Below are 16,620 nucleotides of genomic sequence, written 5' to 3' on the forward strand. Positions count from 1 at the left end.
GTTCCGTTCAGGTGGCCTAACATTGATGTGAGCCGTTTAACATGGTCATCACAATGTGCTATTGGCTAGAATACAACGAGTGAAAAGTCGCAAGATGCGGCTTCTCAGCAGCGTGACAGTAATATTATTGAGTTTATCATCAGACGATTAATTTAAAAGTGCAAATAAAGGTTGCAAAAGCAACGCGATGGCATTTATAACAATTCGGGCAGGTATATTATTATTTTGAGTGTACAAGTGTACGCTCAAAGGGTAAGCTTCTTTCTTTTTTCAAGTCGGGTACACAGTGAAAAGCGACTCCTCCGCCTTAGATTTTAGTTATTCGCCCAAAGAAGAGCTGATCAACGCTTTAAGTCATGGCATTGGTCTTATCTTTGCTGTTTTGGGGCTTGTTTATCTATTAATTCGCAGTGAATCGGCGACCGCGATCACCGCATCGGCGATTTACGGCGCGTCTTTAACCATCATGTTTCTTTCATCAACTCTATATCATAGTGCCAAACAAAAGCGCGCACGACAGCTGTTTAAATTGGTAGATCACAGCGCCATTTATTTACTTATTGCCGGAACCTATACACCCATATTGGCGGTTAGCATTGGCGGTTGGGTTGGTTGGACGTCATTAAGCGTCATATGGGCAATTGCACTTTTTGGGGTGACTTTCAAAGTCTTTGTTCGTCATCGTTTTCCACGCGTGTCAGTGATCACCTATTTGGTGATGGGCTGGTTGGCCGTGGTTTTGGCTTATCCCTTGTATCAGGCTTTGCCCTTCGATGGCTTATTGTTGTTAGTGGCTGGTGGACTGTGCTTCAGTATTGGGGTGATTTTTTATGTCAAAAAACACCTGATGTTTACCCATGCGATTTGGCACTTTTTCGTTATCGCGGGATGTGCATGTCACTATTTCGCAATTTACTTTTATGTGATTTAAGCCAAGCGCTTAATTGGTCAAACTGAACTTCTAATAAGTCCTAAAACGTCACATTGCTATTGGTACGTTTTATGTTGTCTTGCCGTTGCACTGCTGAGCATTACTGACATTAATTAGCATTCACCAAATCGAAATACAGTGGCAATTTTCATTTTTAGCGCTTGTGTTTTAACGATTTCAGCTTAATCAAAGCATTTCATTGTCAAATTGGTATAATTCGGCCAATTCGTATTTGGTATGGAATTTTCACTTATGCAGCTACCTGATTTTTCTACTTGCAACATTCTGGTTGTAGGGGATGTAATGCTCGATCGTTATTGGACTGGACCTACGGGTAGAATATCTCCTGAGGCACCGGTACCGATAGTCGCCATCAGCGATATTGAAGATCGTCCTGGTGGTGCGGCAAACGTTGCCATGAACGTCGCTGCGCTGGGTGCAAATGTGACTTTGCTTGGTTTAACTGGCCAAGATGAATCGGCGCAAATTTTAAATCAATCACTTAGCTCCATCGGTGTGATGTGTGACTTTTGTCAAATAGGTGGGTTTGACACTATTACTAAATTGCGGGTGATGAGTCGCAACCAACAACTTATCCGCCTCGATTTTGAAAAAAGCTTTGCGGATGTCGACAAATCTGAGCTTACCGAGCGATTTCAACAACATTTAGATTCGGTGCAATTGGTCATTTTGTCTGATTATGCCAAAGGCGCATTGAGCGATGTTCAACATCTCATTCAACTGTGCAGAGAAAAGAATATTGCCGTTGTGGTCGATCCAAAAGGTAGTGATTTTAGCAAGTATGCAGGTGCGACTTTATTGACTCCGAATATGGGCGAATTTGAAGCCATAGTGGGAAGCTGTAAGGATGAATCGACCTTAGTAGCTAAAGCTCAGGGGTTGATAACGGAGTTGCAATTACAGGCGTTTTTAGTAACACGCTCTGAAAAGGGCATGACGCTACTGCAAAAAGATCAGGGCGAAGTCCACTTACCGGCAAAAGCCAAAGAAGTGTATGACGTAACAGGTGCCGGTGACACCGTCATTTCTACCCTGTGTGTCGCTATGGCCGCCGGGTGCTCGCTCGAAGACGCCAGTGCGCTAGCCAATGCCGCAGCGAGCATCGTGGTCGGCAAATTAGGCACCTCGACGGTAAGCTATAACGAGCTTAGCCAAGCTATGGGGGACATTGCTGATTATGGCCGTGGCGTCATGACCCAACAGCAGCTCGCCATTGCTGTGGATGCAGCAAAGCGCCGAGGCGAGAAAATTGTGATGACCAATGGTTGCTTCGATATCTTGCATGCAGGTCATGTTTCTTACTTGCATAATGCCGCACAGCTGGGGGATAAATTGATAGTGGCGGTCAATTCAGATCAATCTGTTCGTGACCTCAAAGGACCGGGCCGTCCGGTTAATAATGTCAGTCGCAGAATGTCGGTGTTGGCAGGCTTAGCATCGGTTTACTGGGTGGTTGAATTCACCGAGCAAACACCCGAGCGACTGATCAGTGAGATCTTGCCAGATATCCTCGTCAAAGGCGGTGATTATGCAGTCGCTGACATCGCAGGAGGTCGACAAGTAATGGCCAATGGTGGTGAGGTAAAAGTATTGAATTTTGAAGACGGTGTGTCGACCACCAGTATTATCAATAATCTGGTCCAATCCGCCGAGTAGGCCAAGGTCGTTAACGTAAGCTGATTGAACACTGACGCAAAGCATATCTATTGGTTAGGTTAATCATACCTCATTAGTGATAGAATAAGTTTGCGCCTAGCTGCGCGGCTCGTTAAAGTACTGGCAGTGTATAAGCCTAGGTCATTGCGTTTGCCTCCACGGACGAAGCGCAGAGGTAAACTAGGGATGTCTCAATACGATGATGCATTTACCTAGAGGCAAGTAGAGTGCGTCATTTTGCTTATGAAACTAGCCAGGTGACCGACAAGTAGACAGATTAATTCACAGGATTTCAGGATAAATTTGCGTTATGTATGAGAGTTATTACGGACTAAATTCAAAACCTTTTCAGTTAACCCCTGATCCGAGTTTCTTTTTTGCCAGTAAATGGCACAAAAGAGCCATGTCTTACTTGCAATATGGCTTATCGCAAGCGGAAGGTTTTATTGTGATTACCGGCGACATTGGTACCGGAAAAACCACCATCGCAAATAGCCTTTTGGATAATATCGAAGACGATATTGTAGCAGCGCAAATCGTTACCCCTAAACTTTCGCCAGATGAACTGGTAAAAATGGTGGCGAGCAAATTTGAAATTGATACGCTGAATAAAACCAAAGCTGATATTCTTAAAGACCTAGAATCCTACTTATTTAAATTACATAGCTTAGGCAAACGTGCCTTGCTGATTGTGGATGAAGCGCAAAACCTGCCATTAGAAACCATTGAAGAACTGCGGATGTTGTCTAATTTTCAGCAAAAGGGCAAGCCGCTGTTACAAAGCTTCTTGTTAGGCCAAGAAGAGCTGCAACCTATTCTCAGAGCGCCCAATATGGAGCAGTTTAGACAGCGTATTGTGGCCTCCTGTCATTTGGCTCCGTTAACCCTAGATGAATCTCGAGAGTACATCGAGTATCGCTTAGAGCACGCGGGGTTGAAAAACGACAAGCTATTTTCAGATGGTGCCTTTGAAAAGATCTTTAAATTCACCAATGGTGTTCCACGCAGAATAAATACCTTGATGGACAGAGTCTTGTTGTATGGGTTTTTAGAAGATCTCACCTATTTAGACGAAGAAGCTATCAAAACCGTGACTGTTGAAGTGTCAGACGAAATGTTTCGACCAGAAGAGGGGAGTGATCTCACACCCAAGACACCAGCCTCAGCAGCAGGTGATAATAACGGCGCTGTGATGACAGATATGACTGAAGATGGCAGAGTCAAAGATGTGCAGTATTACAAAACCATGTTAAATGAGTTAACCGATGCACTAGATAACGCGATCAGCCACAAAATTAAGCTTACTCGCTATATTGATAACCTACTTAAGAAAAAATACAAAACCTACGTGCGTCTCAAATCAGACGACTAGCCCCACATCGTATTTTACCTGCTAGGCAGTGGGCGTAAGGCCCACTGCATGTAACTCCCTGTTAAAACACATCTTTTATAAAACTAGACCAATTAATTTTCTACATAATTTCGTGTTTTTGCCGATAACATCCTAAGGTTGTATAAATATTGAACTATTAGGAGTTGATCCTCTCTAACTGTAGATGAGTATAAACTTTACCGTTCAATTCAAGTAGGTAAATACGATGGGACGTTTAAACCCAGTGGGTCAGCACGGCGAGCAACAAACAGAACGACGGACTAACCGTCGTCAGTCGTATTTTCCTGGAAAATATTTGAAGGAGACCGGTACCTTTGTGCTTTTGGCGTTATTGATAACCTGGTTCATTATCAAGTTTTAATAAAGGCTACCGATACTAGTGAATCGGACACTATTTGAATTTGTAGGTCATTCCTAGTGTCAATCGACGCGATGAGAAATCTTGCGTTAACACGGGTGAGTCCCTGCTAACTACTTGGAAACCCGCTCGCACTGACATTTCTCTAGACACATTGTAATTGTAATTCAACCCACTGCGCCAAGTATCCGAGTCATCATCAACTCCATCTCTAATTTCTCGGTCAAACTGAGAGTAACCGTTTGTCCAAGAGAGCGTCGACTTGCGGCCAAATCGCATGGATAAGGCTAGGTTAACGTTAAACGTTTTTTGACTGCGCAAAGAATCAAGGTATTCAGTGTCTGTGTGTGTAATTGATAGATTGGCTTTTATGCGACGAAACTGATAGCCAGTACTCATAGTGAGGTTTTTACGAAGCAAAGCCTCTTCACTGATTTCAGGAATGGTAAAGTCGAAATTATTAAACTCTTCGCCAGGTTGAAGCACATAATCTACCGTTGCTGGCTGCAAGCACTGGCTTATATCCACTGCACCTATGGCACAGACAAAAGTGCCTGTCACCGTATCACCCGCTATCAACCGAGAAAAGGTAGTTAAATTTTCAGCATAAGAAATTTGGGTTCTAAGTTTCTTTAGTCTATGACTTAGCTGAAAACTGGCACTGCGGCCGTAGAATCGTTTGCCATAGTTGCCTTGAATAGAGGTGCGCGAAGAAAACCGCCAATTAAAATTCAAACCAATGAAACTATCTCGTTCGTTACCTTGTGCTTCTTGTCTAGAGGACACATTGTAAGTTACATCGATATAGCGCCCTCGATCTTGGAAATAGGATAAGCCAATACCGGCACTGCTGTAATCAAGGCTTCTGGTGGTATCAACTTGGTCTGACTTTAATTCGTTAGTTTCTTCTCGGCCGGTGACGACAAATCGCCAATCATCTGTTAATCCAACATAAAAAACGCCATCAACCGTTTTCGACAGTATATCGTTTCGGCCCGTGCCGTTGGTGTCTCTGTGTTCGGCAGTAATATTCCAACTAACCCGTTTTACTTCATCACCTTCACTCAACACTGCAGTAATATTGGTGTTGTCACTATTGAGATTAAAATTACCTAGCGTGGTACGGTCAGTTTTAACTTTGGTTAAATTGCCCGCCATTGAGAAATTAAAATAGTCGGGATTGGGCAGTGTAAAGGTTGCGCCAACAGTGCCTCTTTGCGTTTTGGCCAATTGCTGGCTACCAAATACCTCATCATTGATAAGTCCATTGTTGATGTCGGTATTTTGATAGGTTTGTGCTCCGCGCGCATTGAATTTCAACACATTTTCTATGGCAAATAGCTCTGCGTCGAAGGTGTAATCGGTAAAATTACTTTCGCGGCTGTTATTTGTCACTGAGGTACTTGAAACATGCCTGTCCAAATAACGATGATTCGCTATTAAAGAGGCGCGCGCTCTATTCGCAGTATAAGTTAACCCTAAACTAGGCCTGATTGAAAAGGTGTCTGAACTATTAGGATCAGACGCGCCAGTATCACTCTTGATATTGATATAGGAAGTTTCCACTTGTGCGGAATAACTCATATCTCCAGCATATGCGCCCCAACAGGCAGGCAGCAAAAGTGCAATCAGCGTTTTTTTCAAGGTAAATTCCCTTACTATTTTATTATTCGTCGCTTCCGTAGTAATAACCATAATACCCGGGGCTGTCTTTCGAACTTGCCTTAGCTTTGTTGATCACAAAGCCTTTAGCCATGTCTGGGTTGAGATGATCGACGGCTTGTGACAAGCGGTTTAGCGATGTTTTGCCTTCTTGCACCACAACAACAGCTTGGCCTGCAAGGTTGGCTAGAATGGCGGTTTCGTTAATGCCTAACAACGGTGGACTATCGATGATAACCACACGATCAGGATAACGGTGAGCAAACTCACTGACCGATTCCAACATCTTTTCACTGGCAAGTAACTCGGTAGACAGATGATGAGATTTGCCCGCAGGGATAATTTTCAACGTTTCTAAGTTGGTGTGATGGATAACTTCACTCAAATCATCGATTTCACCCAATAGGTATTCCATTAATCCACTTTCAAACGGCTGATCCAGTGTTTTCATTACACTGGGACGAAGTACGTCTGCATCCACCAATAACACGGTTTTATCTTGCTCCAAGGCAATGCTTAGGGCCAGATTAATCGCGGTAAAGGTTTTACCTTCATTTGGGTTAGGACTACTGACCATCACAATATTGGCATTATTGAGCGTCTTGGCTAAAGGGCCAAATGCATTGCTCAATACTTTACGTTTGATCGCTCGGTACTCTTCATTGATGGTGTGGCGACCAATATTGGAGACGAATCCTTCTTTTTGAACATTGCTCAAAGAGATAAATTTCTTTTTACTGTTTGCGCTAGAAATCGCAGCAGATGAAGTAGGAGGCATTGGTTGACCCATAACCGGTGGAACTGCGTTTTCAACGGGTAACGGATTTTCTTGTGTCGGTACTTCTGGCGTTTCTTCAGCTCTCACTGACGCCGTTAAAGGCGCATCTGTTGCTGGTTGCTTGCTTTGTGCTGCAGCCTCAACTTCTGCTGATGCTGTCATGGCGTCTGTGGCAGCCTGTTGTTGTGCCGCCAACTCGTTGGCCTTTTCCTGTGCCGCTTCCAGACTGGTTTTCTTTTCCGCATCTGGTTTCGACTGCATGGCTTTATTTTTTTGAAGGGCTTTTTCTATTGTACTCATATCAAATTCTCCAATAGATAAATGGGCAGCCTTCCATATGCAATATCGGCATAGACCAAACCTATGAAAATAAACAGAATCGCTAAGCTAGACGCACTAAATACTAGCATGCGTCGCTTATCCGCTTTGGCAAGTGATTCGGCATCAATATGCGATACCTTACCAAAAACAGGGATGCCAAAACTACTGACCAATTGACTGGGGCTGAGTACCACAGGATTTATTTGGCTAACCAAGAAGGCAATACCTAATCCAGTACCAAAGCCAACAAATAAAATCAGCGAATAAAATAGAATACGATTTGGACCTGAGGGCTTATTGGGCAAGCTCGGTGGTTCAATGATCCTGAATTGTACATCGTTTGACGTGGCTTCTGCTTTACGAGAAAGCTCGGCCTGTTCACGTCTACTGATCAGCTCAAGGTATTTTTCTTTGGTGATTTGATAGTCACGGTTTAAACCTTGAGATTCAGCTTCAATCTGTGGCACTAAATCTACCACGCGCTCAAGCTCTCTAATTTTATTTTTGGTATTTTCAGCTCTTACGGTGAGTTGCGCCATTTGGCTCTCTATCTGCGCTACAGATAGTTTTAACTCTTGGTAAACTGGGTTTTGATTGATATTACCAAACTGACTATAAGAGCCGGTTACTTCCGCCACATCGGTTAGACTTTTGATGTGTTGCTCACGTTCGTCATATAAAGATTCTAGCAAGTTTTTGGTTTTTACCACTTCTGGATGCAGCTCAGTATATTGAATCAGTAATTCATCAATACGACCTTCTAAGGCTGCAATTCGACCATCGTAACGGGTTGTCACGCTAGGGGCCACGCGAGAGTCTGGTGCTTGTAGTCCAAATACCGGAGCTTCACCCTGTAATTGTGCTTTTGCTGCAGTTAATTGCGAGTTGAGCTCAAGTAAACGCAACTCAGTACTTTGCAAGTCTGAAATTTCACGCTGTAACTGGGAGTAATAATCGCGAGTAGAACCGGGCGCTCGGTCAATACGACTGACTTTAAATTCGGCTAAGCGTTGCTCTGCCTCTTCCAAGCGCTGCTCGTATTCTTCGATTTGGCGATTAATGAACTCTTCCGCCGAATCACTGCTTTGGCGATTATTACCAAGAGATGATTCAACAAATTCATTTAGGGTAATTTGCACAATTTTTTGTGCCAGTTCAGGCGAAGGCGAATTGTAGCTAATGTTGTAGATGTTTTGGTCTGCTGTGCCATTTAGCTTGATGTCATTGCGCATGTTGTTGATTAGCTCGTCCATCTCAGCTTGAGTGGTTACCGTGATATCTAAATCGGCTTCCCGGGCAATCTTCTCAAGGTTTGGTCGGCTAAGCAGCGTTCGCGCCACCAGATTCACCTGTTCGTTGGGGTTATTGTATACTGCAAGGCCGCGCAATAACGGCCGCAGTAGACTGCTGGTATCAACAAACAGACGCGCCGAAGACGCGTATTGATCTGGTAAGCTGGCAACATAAGCCCATCCAATTGGGCAGATCAACCATGTAGATATGATGATATAACGCTTCTTGATCCACACACCTTTTAAGTAGGTGAGGACTTGGTCAATCGCTTCCTGTATTCCTAACATAGATACTTCATCTCAACTTTTAACTTCAACTTTCAGTGTGCCTAGAACCACGCTTCAGGAATAATCAAAATATCCCCCGGTAAAATATCGACATTTTGCGATATATCACCTTCTTTGATTAATGAGTCCAGTCTAACCGAAAACTCGCGTTGGACCCCATCTACGACTCGGATTAACTTGGCGCCATCTCCATCAGCAAATTCAGTTAAGCCGCCGACATTGATCATCAGATCGAGTAAGGTCATATCTTCGGCATAACTAATAGCCCGTGGTGAAGATGCTTCACCCATGACACGAACCTGCTCACTGAATGGACCATTGAAGCCGGAAACACTGACGGTAACAATTGGGTCACGGATATATTTACCTAATTCTTGTTCTAAATCTCGAGCCAATGCGGTAGGTGTTTTCCCTGAAACTGGAATATCTTCGACCAAAGACGTCGTGATCATACCATCGGGTCTGACTAAAAACGAACCCGATACATCTGGGTTACGCCAAACAAAGATGGACAAACTGTCGCCAGGTCCAATCAAGTAACTGTAGTTGTCAATATTAGTGGTTAAAGAAGAACGAGTGGTGGCTTCAGGCAAGGTATTACCTGTGCTCGTACATGCTGAAATTGTTCCTAATGCAGCAACTACAATAAGTAACTGTGCTAATCTACTTGCTCTCATATTATGTATTTCCTATCCAATCAGATACAAATGTAGCAAATCTGCCATTTACCCGAGCGTGTTTATCTCTATAATGGCGGACCAGAAAAGTTAGTCTATATCAAAAGATTCGTTTAGCATATGATAAATTTGTCAAAAAAATCCATAGGTAAGCGTTAATGGCAGCGACCAATAACAAACAGAATAAACGCTCCAATGCTCTCGTTTTAGCAGAAGCAGTGATCGTATCTTATGCTGCATACTTGGCCAATTTCCTTGTTGTTAGTCTATTTGAAATTGAATCGCCAAGTTTTCTAAAGTTGGCAGCAAACATATCCTTGATGACATTTTTAGTGTTGGTATCGTCTTTGTCTGTTGGACTTTACGAAGCTAAATTACGTGAAACCTTCCGCGGAATAATCAGGCGTATATTTGTTAGCCTGGCCTTAACCTACTTTGTGGTAGAAGTGATTACCAGTACGGTTATGTCTGAACTACGCATGCATTCTTACTTCTTGCCTGTCGCTGCTGGGGTGGTGATTTTATCACTGGTAACCTTCCGCTATTTTACTAATAGACTTGGGCTATTGGGGTTAGGTCGTTCGCGTATCGTGGTGATTGGCGCAGGTGAACGAGCGTCGATTATCGAGAAAAGAATGCGCCGGGATGTCGATCGTTTGGGATTCGAATTACTGGGCTTTATTCCTATTCCGGGAGATAACCGCGAAGACGGTATTCGTAACGAACGCTTAGTGCATGTCAAAATTGATGATAATTTTCGCAACTACGTAATTGATAACGATATAGATGAAATTATCATCGCCTGCGATCAAAGACGCGGCACCTTGTCGATTGAAGTCTTGTTTGATTGTCGTTTACGGGGTGTGGAAATTACCGACTTACTCGATTTTATGGAGCGAGAGACCGGCCAAATAGTGGTTAATCTGATGTACCCAAGTTGGGTGGTGTATTCCAACGGATTTAATTCTCAAAATTACTTAAGAGATATTCTTGAATACAGTGCCAATGCCGTCGTGGCCTCTATAGTGCTGTTTTTCACCTGGCCATTTATGTTGCTTACGGCGATGGTTATCTATTTAGACGATGGTCGCAGAACCGGAACATCGGTATTCTACAGACAAGAGCGGGTTGGGCTAAACGGTAAGTTGTTTAAGATAATTAAGTTTCGTAGTATGCGACCTGACGCCGAAAAAGACGGTGCCAAGTGGGCAACGCAAAACGATACCCGGGTCACTCGGATTGGACATTTTATTCGCAAATATCGTATCGATGAGTTGCCTCAGTTGTTCAATATTTTTAAAGGCGAAATGGCGTTTATTGGACCTAGACCAGAACGACCGGAATTCGTCGAACAGTTAATAAGAGAGATACCGTATTACAATCAGCGTCACAACGTGAAGCCAGGGTTAGCTGGCTGGGCCCAGTTAAATTATCCCTACGGTGCCAGCGTTGAAGACTCTATGGAAAAACTAAAGTTTGATCTTTACTATGTTAAGCACCAAAGCCTGCTATTAGATATGCTTATTCTAATCAGGCGGTGGAAGTCGTACTCTTCGGTAAAGGACGTTAATTACGTGATAAATTCAGCGCTAAATGCAATGACTGTCGACGTTGAAGATTTTTTTCACGTTTCTGCTTTCGATTCAATTATAAAACCCGATCAATGGGATCAATATCAACCTAGAGTGGAAAATAACACCCGTCGCCTGTTGGATGTATTTGGCAAAGCGAACGTTAAGTCGACCTTTTTTGTACTTGGCTGGGTTGCTGAACTTTACCCACAGTTGATTAAAGATATTCATGCTCAAGGCCATGAAATAGCCAGTCACGGTTACGCACACCGGCGCGCTTATGAGCAAACAAGAAAAGAGTTTTCTGATGATGTCACCCGCTCCAAAAATCATTTGGAAGATTTGATTGGTGAATCGTTAGCGGGCTACCGAGCACCCAGCTTTTCAATTGGTTATGAAAATGAATGGGCGTTTGAAGTGCTTGCCGAGTTGGGATTTAAATATAGCTCAAGTACTTACCCAGTGAAGCATGATTTATACGGTACTCCTGATTGGCCTCGATTCGCCTATCAACGGCCAGAAAATATCATTGAAATCCCTATTCCAACGTTGAAACTGATGGGCAGGCAAATACCCATAGGTGGGGGAGGGTATTTTCGTCTTTATCCTTATAAAATGACGCAAATGCTGGTTAACAAATACCTTAAGGTAGAAAAACAACCTTACTCGTTCTATTTCCATCCTTGGGAAATTGACGCCGAACAACCTCGTTTGACAAATGCACCACTTAAATCGCGTTTTAGACATTATGTAAACTTGGATAAAACCGAAGCGAAGCTTGAGCGATTATTAACAGACTTTAATTGGTCGACCATGAAAGACGTGTATGGAGTGGCATAGTGCCTGATACTTTTACCCTAAGTCAGCTTGGCGACAATCTGCAAGAGTGCAAGCAGTGGGACGCCTTTGTAGATAACACCGCCACGGGTACGTTTTTTCATCTCACCGGATGGAAACGAGTTATTGAATCTGTCTATGGACACCGATGTCATTATATTTATGCCAAAACTGGACAAGATATTGTTGCGGTTTTGCCTCTGGTTGAGCAAAAAAGTTTGCTATTTGGCCATGCCTTGATCTCAACGCCCTTTTGTATGAATGGCGGTGTGGCATCGGATAGTGAAGAGGCCATGTTGTTTCTTGAGCAACAGGCAATCAACAAAGCGCATGAGCTGGGTGTAGATTATTTAGAGCTTCGTTATCCATTTCCGCGCAATAATCCTCAGCTAACGGAAAAATGTGCACATTCGACTTTTGGATGTGAGCTAGCCGAAGATGCTGACAAAATACTCGCGGGCATCAAAAAGAAGCAACGCGCAGTGGTGCGTCATTCGCTTAAAAACGACCTCAATTTCCGCGTTGATAACGATACGCAAACCGCCTACGACGTTTATTCTGAAAGTGTGCGTAATCTAGGCACACCGGTATTCCCCGCTAAATATTTCGATGCATTACAAAGTGAATTTACGGATGCGTGTGATGTACTCACGGTAGAAAAAGACAACAAAGCGGTATCGTCGGTTTTGAGCTTTTATTACAAAGGACAGGTCATGCCATTTTACGGTGGCGGCTTGTTTGAGGCTCGTAGCCTAAAAAGTAATGATTTTATGTATTACCAATTAATGTGCCATGCAAAGAACAACAAACAATGCGATTACTTTGACTTTGGGCGCAGTAAAGATGACTCAGGCGCGTTTAAGTATAAACGCACCTGGGGCATGGAGCCGGTGGCATTGCACTATCAATTTCATTTAGTCAAAGCGCAAACTTTACCTAACTTAAGCCCGAATAATCCAAAGTATCAGCTGTTCATTAAAATGTGGCAAAAATTACCAGTGTGGTTGAGCCGTCGAATTGGTCCGCTGCTGTCTAAATATTTGGGATAGCAGATGAAAAAGACGCCATTATTATTTTTGTGTCACCGGATTCCGTTTCCGCCCAATAAAGGCGATAAAATACGTTCATTCAATATCCTCAAAATGCTCAGTGCGCATTTTGATGTTTATCTCGCAAGCTTTGTGGATGATCCTTATGATTGGCAGTACGCTGGTAAATTGGATGAATATTGCCAAGAAGCCTTTTTACTAAATCAAAATAAAACCTTCAGTAAACTCAAAGGCCTAAAAGCATTTGTTAGCGGTAAATCGATTTCAGAATGCTATTACGCCAATCGCAAGATGCAAGATTGGGTCGATGAGACGATCGATCGCAAACAGATCTCTCAGGTATTCATTTACTCATCAGTGATGGCCATGTTTACCCAAAAGCATGTGCAAAAGCTGCATCAAGTTGTCGATTATGTTGATGTGGATTCGGATAAATGGCGTCAATATGCGCTAAGTAAAAGCGGTATCAGTAAATGGGTGTATAACCGCGAACATCAGAAGTTACAAGCCTTTGAAAACCGTGTTGCCGAAGATTCTGCTCACGCTTTGTTTGTTTCGGGTCCTGAGGCGGATTTATTTAAACAACAAGTACCGAGTCAAACCCAAGGTAAAGTCAGCGGCATGTTAAATGGCGTCGACATCGACTTCTTTTCACCTAGTGCTGAACTTGAACCCCTGAATGAAGGCAATCCTGATGTGGTCTTCACCGGCGCAATGGATTATTGGGCTAATGTGGATGCAGTACTGTGGTTTGTAAAGCACGTGTGGCCGAAGGTTCGACAACATAAGCCCACCGCGACCTTTTATGTGGTCGGGGGTAATCCAACGACAGCCATTTTGGCATTGGATGGTACTCTAGGTATTCACATAACGGGCAGAGTAAAAGATGTCAGACCTTACATTAAACAGGCGCGTATTTCCGTCGCGCCGCTGCAAATTGCCCGTGGCATCCAAAACAAAGTTCTTGAAGCGCTAGCCATGGCCAAACCGGTTATCGCTACCAGTATGGCGATTGAAGGTATCGAGGCCCAAACAGAAAATATTAAAGTAACTGATGACGCTGATGTGTTCTCAAAGCTGGTCTGTGACTATATCGACTTGTCTTGTGAAGCTCCTGAGAATCGCCAATGGATTATCGAAAATTTAAAATGGACCGCCACTCTTAGTGGTTTACCGAACTTGTTTAAGGCGTAATTATGACGTTTTTGAAAAGCAGTATATTCAAATATTTATTCGCAATTTTTGTGTTGTGGGGAGGATTATTTTACGCCAGCATCGAGTCTACAGTGGCGATATGGTATCGCTCTGAAACCTTTGCTCACTGCTTTATCATTTTACCCATCTGCATCTATTTGATTAAGCTTAAGTGGGCGCAATTGCATCAGGTGCAATTGAAACCGTCTTTGCTTGCTTTAGTTTTTGTTGCTGGAACCTTAGTGCTTTGGCTATTTGGTAGCATGGCTCAAGTTCTGGTAATTGAACAGTTTGCCACCTTTGCAATGCTGCCTATGATGATTTGGTGTTTACTCGGTGGGCAAGTGGCACGAGTCCTGCTGTTCACCTCGTTTTTCTGGTTGTTTAGCGTACCAGTAGGGGAGTTCATGATCCCTCAGTTACAAGAGCTGACAGCCGATATTACGGTCTTTGCGATAGAATTAACCGGCATTCCAGTTTATCGCGAGGGACTTTACATCGCTATCCCCGGCGGACTCTTTGAAGTGGCGGTGGCCTGCTCTGGAATTCGCTATTTAATCGCGTCTTTTACCCTAGGGACTTTGTTTGCGTATTTGAATTACAACAGCTTTAAAAAGCGTACTATTTTTATTTTATTCTCAATATTTTTGCCTTTGCTGGCCAATGGGATACGGGCGTATGGCATCGTTATGATTGCGCATTTGTCTGATATGAAATATGCCACTGGTGTCGATCACTTAGTTTATGGCTGGGTATTCTTTGGTGTGGTTATTTTTATTATGTTCACTGTCGGTGGTCGCTGGGCCGATCCGCTGCCAGAGAAGCAAACTATCGACAACCCTGCAGGTCCTAAACTGGATCTGTCTGGGCTTGTTAAACCTGGTATTGGGTTAGCAATTCTCTTAGTCGCATCGGTTAGTTATAAATTGGCCTTTGAAAACCCAATTAGCTCAGTGACGCCGGCCATTAGCAAGGTGTTCAATACCGACCAAGCCCCCTCTGATGTGAGTTGGCTACCAAGCTTTATCAATCCCACCCATCAGGCGATAGGCCAGCAAGATGGGGTTGACTATTTCTACGCTTACTACAACGGCAATATTCAAGGCCAAGAACTGATCAACGGACGAAACACTTTGTATAATATCGAACGTTGGTCGATTGTGTCTGACGATGCCAATGAGCGTTTTAGAACGCTTGAAATTACCGATGTTTATGGTCGCAATCGCCTACTAACCTATGCGTATGTCACCCCTTGGCATGTAACTCACAAAGCGATTGAAATCAAATTAGTACAGGCCGTGCAGGCGTTAATTGGACAACCACAAAATGGCTATATTCTGGTCATGTCCAAGCCCATTGAAAAACGCGATCTAGACAAACGCTTGTTAGAGCAAAAAGCCGATGCGTTCTTTAACGGCGAGTCTCAAGCTTTATTGTCAGGCGAATAACATGGCGTCGTCGCGCAAACATATATTGCACATCATCTACCGATTCGACACCGGGGGACTGGAAAACGGTGTAGTAAATTTAATTAATCGGCTCGATAGCGCAGCGTATCAACACACGATAGTGACTCTAAAAGGGTTCAGTGAAGAGTTTTGCCAACGTATCGTCACTGATAACGTGGCGTTCTACGATTTGCAAAAACGCGATGGTAATGATCTCTCGATATTCTTTAAATTGCGCAAATTGTTAAAACGCCTCAAGCCAGATATTCTGCACACCAGAAATACCGCCACCTTGGAGAACCAACTAGTGGGGTGGTGGTGTAATGTGCCATACCGGATCCATGGTGAACATGGCTGGGATGTAAACGACATGCATGGCCAGAACAAAAAATATCAACTGCTTCGGCGGTTTATGAAAACCTATATTCATCGATATGTTGCACTATCCACCGAAGCTTATGACTACTTGCAACACACCATCAATGTCGAGCCTGAGGTAATCCACCATATTTGCAATGGCGTTGATATCGATACCTTCCAACCCAAAAGTACCGAAATAGAGGTTGCCCCTAAAGGGTTTATAAATCAACAATCACTGGTGTTTGGCACCGTTGGTCGTTTGGCTGAAGTTAAGAATCAAGGGTTCTTATTGGAAGGCTTTATTCAACTGGTAAATCTGTGCCCAGAAGAGCGTCATCGGTTACGCTTGATTATTGTGGGGGATGGTGTGCTTATGTCGCAGCTTGTAGAGCGCGCTAAGCAGGCCAGTATCAGTGATCTTGTTTGGTTCGCCGGTAATCGCAGTGATGTTGCTGATTTGATGAAATGCATGACGGTCTTTGTGTTGCCGTCGCTGGCTGAAGGGATCTCGAATACGATTTTAGAAGCTTCCGCTTCTGGTTTGCCGGTGATTGCTACCCGCGTAGGTGGTAATCCGGAGTTGATTGAACCCTCATTGCAAGCCAGCCATTTGGTTGAGGTGAATAACATCGTTGCACTGAGTAGCGCGATGAAACACTATGTGGATGACGGTGAACTGGCAAGCAAAAACAGCCAGTTGGTTAGAAAACATTGTGTAGAAAACTTTAGTATAGATACAATGGTGAGCAAGTATCACCAGTTATATCAAGCTCAATAGCCTTTT

At 43.6% G+C, this 16,620-nt stretch carries 12 protein-coding genes and 1 pseudogene; 9 read left to right on the forward strand and 4 right to left on the reverse strand.

Features of this window, described 5'->3' with window-relative positions; genetic code table 11:
• Positions 1-286 precede the first annotated feature (286 nt).
• From trhA to ABD036_RS10405, 3 genes are all read left to right on the forward strand, one after another.
• Positions 287-931 (forward strand): PAQR family membrane homeostasis protein TrhA, encoded by a 645-nt coding sequence (trhA, locus tag ABD036_RS10395; protein WP_343859561.1) that lies wholly within the window; start codon positions 287-289, stop codon positions 929-931.
• Between the two features lie 252 nt (positions 932-1,183).
• Positions 1,184-2,608, forward strand: coding sequence for a bifunctional D-glycero-beta-D-manno-heptose-7-phosphate kinase/D-glycero-beta-D-manno-heptose 1-phosphate adenylyltransferase HldE (gene hldE, locus ABD036_RS10400; RefSeq protein WP_343859563.1), 1,425 nt, complete (start codon positions 1,184-1,186; stop codon positions 2,606-2,608).
• 310 nt (positions 2,609-2,918) lie between these two features.
• A complete protein-coding gene (locus tag ABD036_RS10405; protein WP_343859565.1) occupies positions 2,919-3,980 on the forward strand; it encodes an XrtA/PEP-CTERM system-associated ATPase in 1,062 nt (353 codons plus the stop codon).
• A gap of 412 nt (positions 3,981-4,392) precedes the next feature.
• Here the strand turns inward: ABD036_RS10405 and ABD036_RS10410 are convergent, their stop codons facing one another.
• From ABD036_RS10410 to ABD036_RS10425, 4 genes are read right to left on the reverse strand one after another with little or no spacing between them, the layout of a single operon-like run.
• Positions 4,393-6,003, reverse strand: a complete 1,611-nt coding sequence (locus ABD036_RS10410) for a porin family protein (protein ID WP_343859568.1) — start codon at positions 6,001-6,003, stop codon at positions 4,393-4,395.
• Between the two features lie 22 nt (positions 6,004-6,025).
• A complete protein-coding gene (locus tag ABD036_RS10415; RefSeq protein WP_343859571.1) occupies positions 6,026-7,099 on the reverse strand; it encodes an XrtA-associated tyrosine autokinase in 1,074 nt (357 codons plus the stop codon).
• The gene (locus tag ABD036_RS10420; RefSeq protein WP_343859573.1) at positions 7,096-8,700 is read right to left on the reverse strand and encodes an XrtA system polysaccharide chain length determinant; all 1,605 of its coding nucleotides are present in this window, start codon (positions 8,698-8,700) and stop codon (positions 7,096-7,098) included. Before ABD036_RS10420 ends, ABD036_RS10415 begins: the two co-directional genes overlap by 4 nt.
• A gap of 41 nt (positions 8,701-8,741) precedes the next feature.
• Complete coding sequence (locus ABD036_RS10425) at positions 8,742-9,377, reverse strand: XrtA/PEP-CTERM system exopolysaccharide export protein (RefSeq protein ID WP_343859575.1); 636 nt, start codon at positions 9,375-9,377, stop codon at positions 8,742-8,744.
• A 158-nt stretch (positions 9,378-9,535) separates the two neighbouring features.
• On the opposite strand from ABD036_RS10425, the pseudogene ABD036_RS10430 reads away from it, so the two are divergent.
• From ABD036_RS10430 to ABD036_RS10455, 6 genes and pseudogenes are all read left to right on the forward strand, one after another.
• Positions 9,536-10,947: pseudogene (locus ABD036_RS10430) on the forward strand (TIGR03013 family XrtA/PEP-CTERM system glycosyltransferase).
• A 28-nt stretch (positions 10,948-10,975) separates the two neighbouring features.
• Positions 10,976-11,788: an XrtA system polysaccharide deacetylase gene (locus tag ABD036_RS10435; protein WP_425542567.1), complete on the forward strand. Its 813-nt coding sequence runs from the start codon at positions 10,976-10,978 to the stop codon at positions 11,786-11,788.
• Positions 11,788-12,834, forward strand: a complete 1,047-nt coding sequence (locus ABD036_RS10440) for a FemAB family XrtA/PEP-CTERM system-associated protein (protein WP_343859580.1) — start codon at positions 11,788-11,790, stop codon at positions 12,832-12,834. Before ABD036_RS10435 ends, ABD036_RS10440 begins: the two co-directional genes overlap by 1 nt.
• Positions 12,835-12,837: 3 nt before the next feature.
• The gene (locus ABD036_RS10445) at positions 12,838-14,028 is read left to right on the forward strand and encodes a TIGR03087 family PEP-CTERM/XrtA system glycosyltransferase (RefSeq protein ID WP_343859582.1); all 1,191 of its coding nucleotides are present in this window, start codon (positions 12,838-12,840) and stop codon (positions 14,026-14,028) included.
• A 2-nt stretch (positions 14,029-14,030) separates the two neighbouring features.
• Positions 14,031-15,476 carry an exosortase A gene (gene xrtA, locus ABD036_RS10450; RefSeq protein ID WP_343859584.1) on the forward strand — a complete coding sequence of 482 codons (1,446 nt, stop codon included), beginning with the start codon at positions 14,031-14,033 and terminating at the stop codon, positions 15,474-15,476.
• A 1-nt stretch (position 15,477) separates the two neighbouring features.
• Positions 15,478-16,614, forward strand: a complete 1,137-nt coding sequence (locus tag ABD036_RS10455) for a TIGR03088 family PEP-CTERM/XrtA system glycosyltransferase (protein ID WP_343859587.1) — start codon at positions 15,478-15,480, stop codon at positions 16,612-16,614.
• The last annotated feature ends 6 nt before the right edge of the window (positions 16,615-16,620 follow it).

It is taken from the genome of Aliiglaciecola litoralis, from assembly GCF_039523355.1.
Classification (GTDB): Bacteria; Pseudomonadota; Gammaproteobacteria; order Enterobacterales; family Alteromonadaceae; genus Aliiglaciecola; species Aliiglaciecola litoralis.

Excerpts from the sequence above, each read along its gene's own strand:
- hldE (WP_343859563.1), top strand. The coding sequence starts at position 1,184 with ATGCAGCTACCTGATTTTTCTACTTGCAACATTCTGGTTGTAGGGGAT.
- ABD036_RS10405 (WP_343859565.1), top strand. The coding sequence starts at position 2,919 with ATGTATGAGAGTTATTACGGACTAAATTCAAAACCTTTTCAGTTAACC.
- ABD036_RS10415 (WP_343859571.1), bottom strand. The coding sequence starts at position 7,099 with ATGAGTACAATAGAAAAAGCCCTTCAAAAAAATAAAGCCATGCAGTCG.
- ABD036_RS10420 (WP_343859573.1), bottom strand. The coding sequence starts at position 8,700 with ATGTTAGGAATACAGGAAGCGATTGACCAAGTCCTCACCTACTTAAAA.
- ABD036_RS10425 (WP_343859575.1), bottom strand. The coding sequence starts at position 9,377 with ATGAGAGCAAGTAGATTAGCACAGTTACTTATTGTAGTTGCTGCATTA.
- ABD036_RS10435 (WP_425542567.1), top strand. The coding sequence starts at position 10,976 with ATGACTGTCGACGTTGAAGATTTTTTTCACGTTTCTGCTTTCGATTCA.
- ABD036_RS10445 (WP_343859582.1), top strand. The coding sequence starts at position 12,838 with ATGAAAAAGACGCCATTATTATTTTTGTGTCACCGGATTCCGTTTCCG.
- xrtA (WP_343859584.1), top strand. The coding sequence starts at position 14,031 with ATGACGTTTTTGAAAAGCAGTATATTCAAATATTTATTCGCAATTTTT.
- ABD036_RS10455 (WP_343859587.1), top strand. The coding sequence starts at position 15,478 with ATGGCGTCGTCGCGCAAACATATATTGCACATCATCTACCGATTCGAC.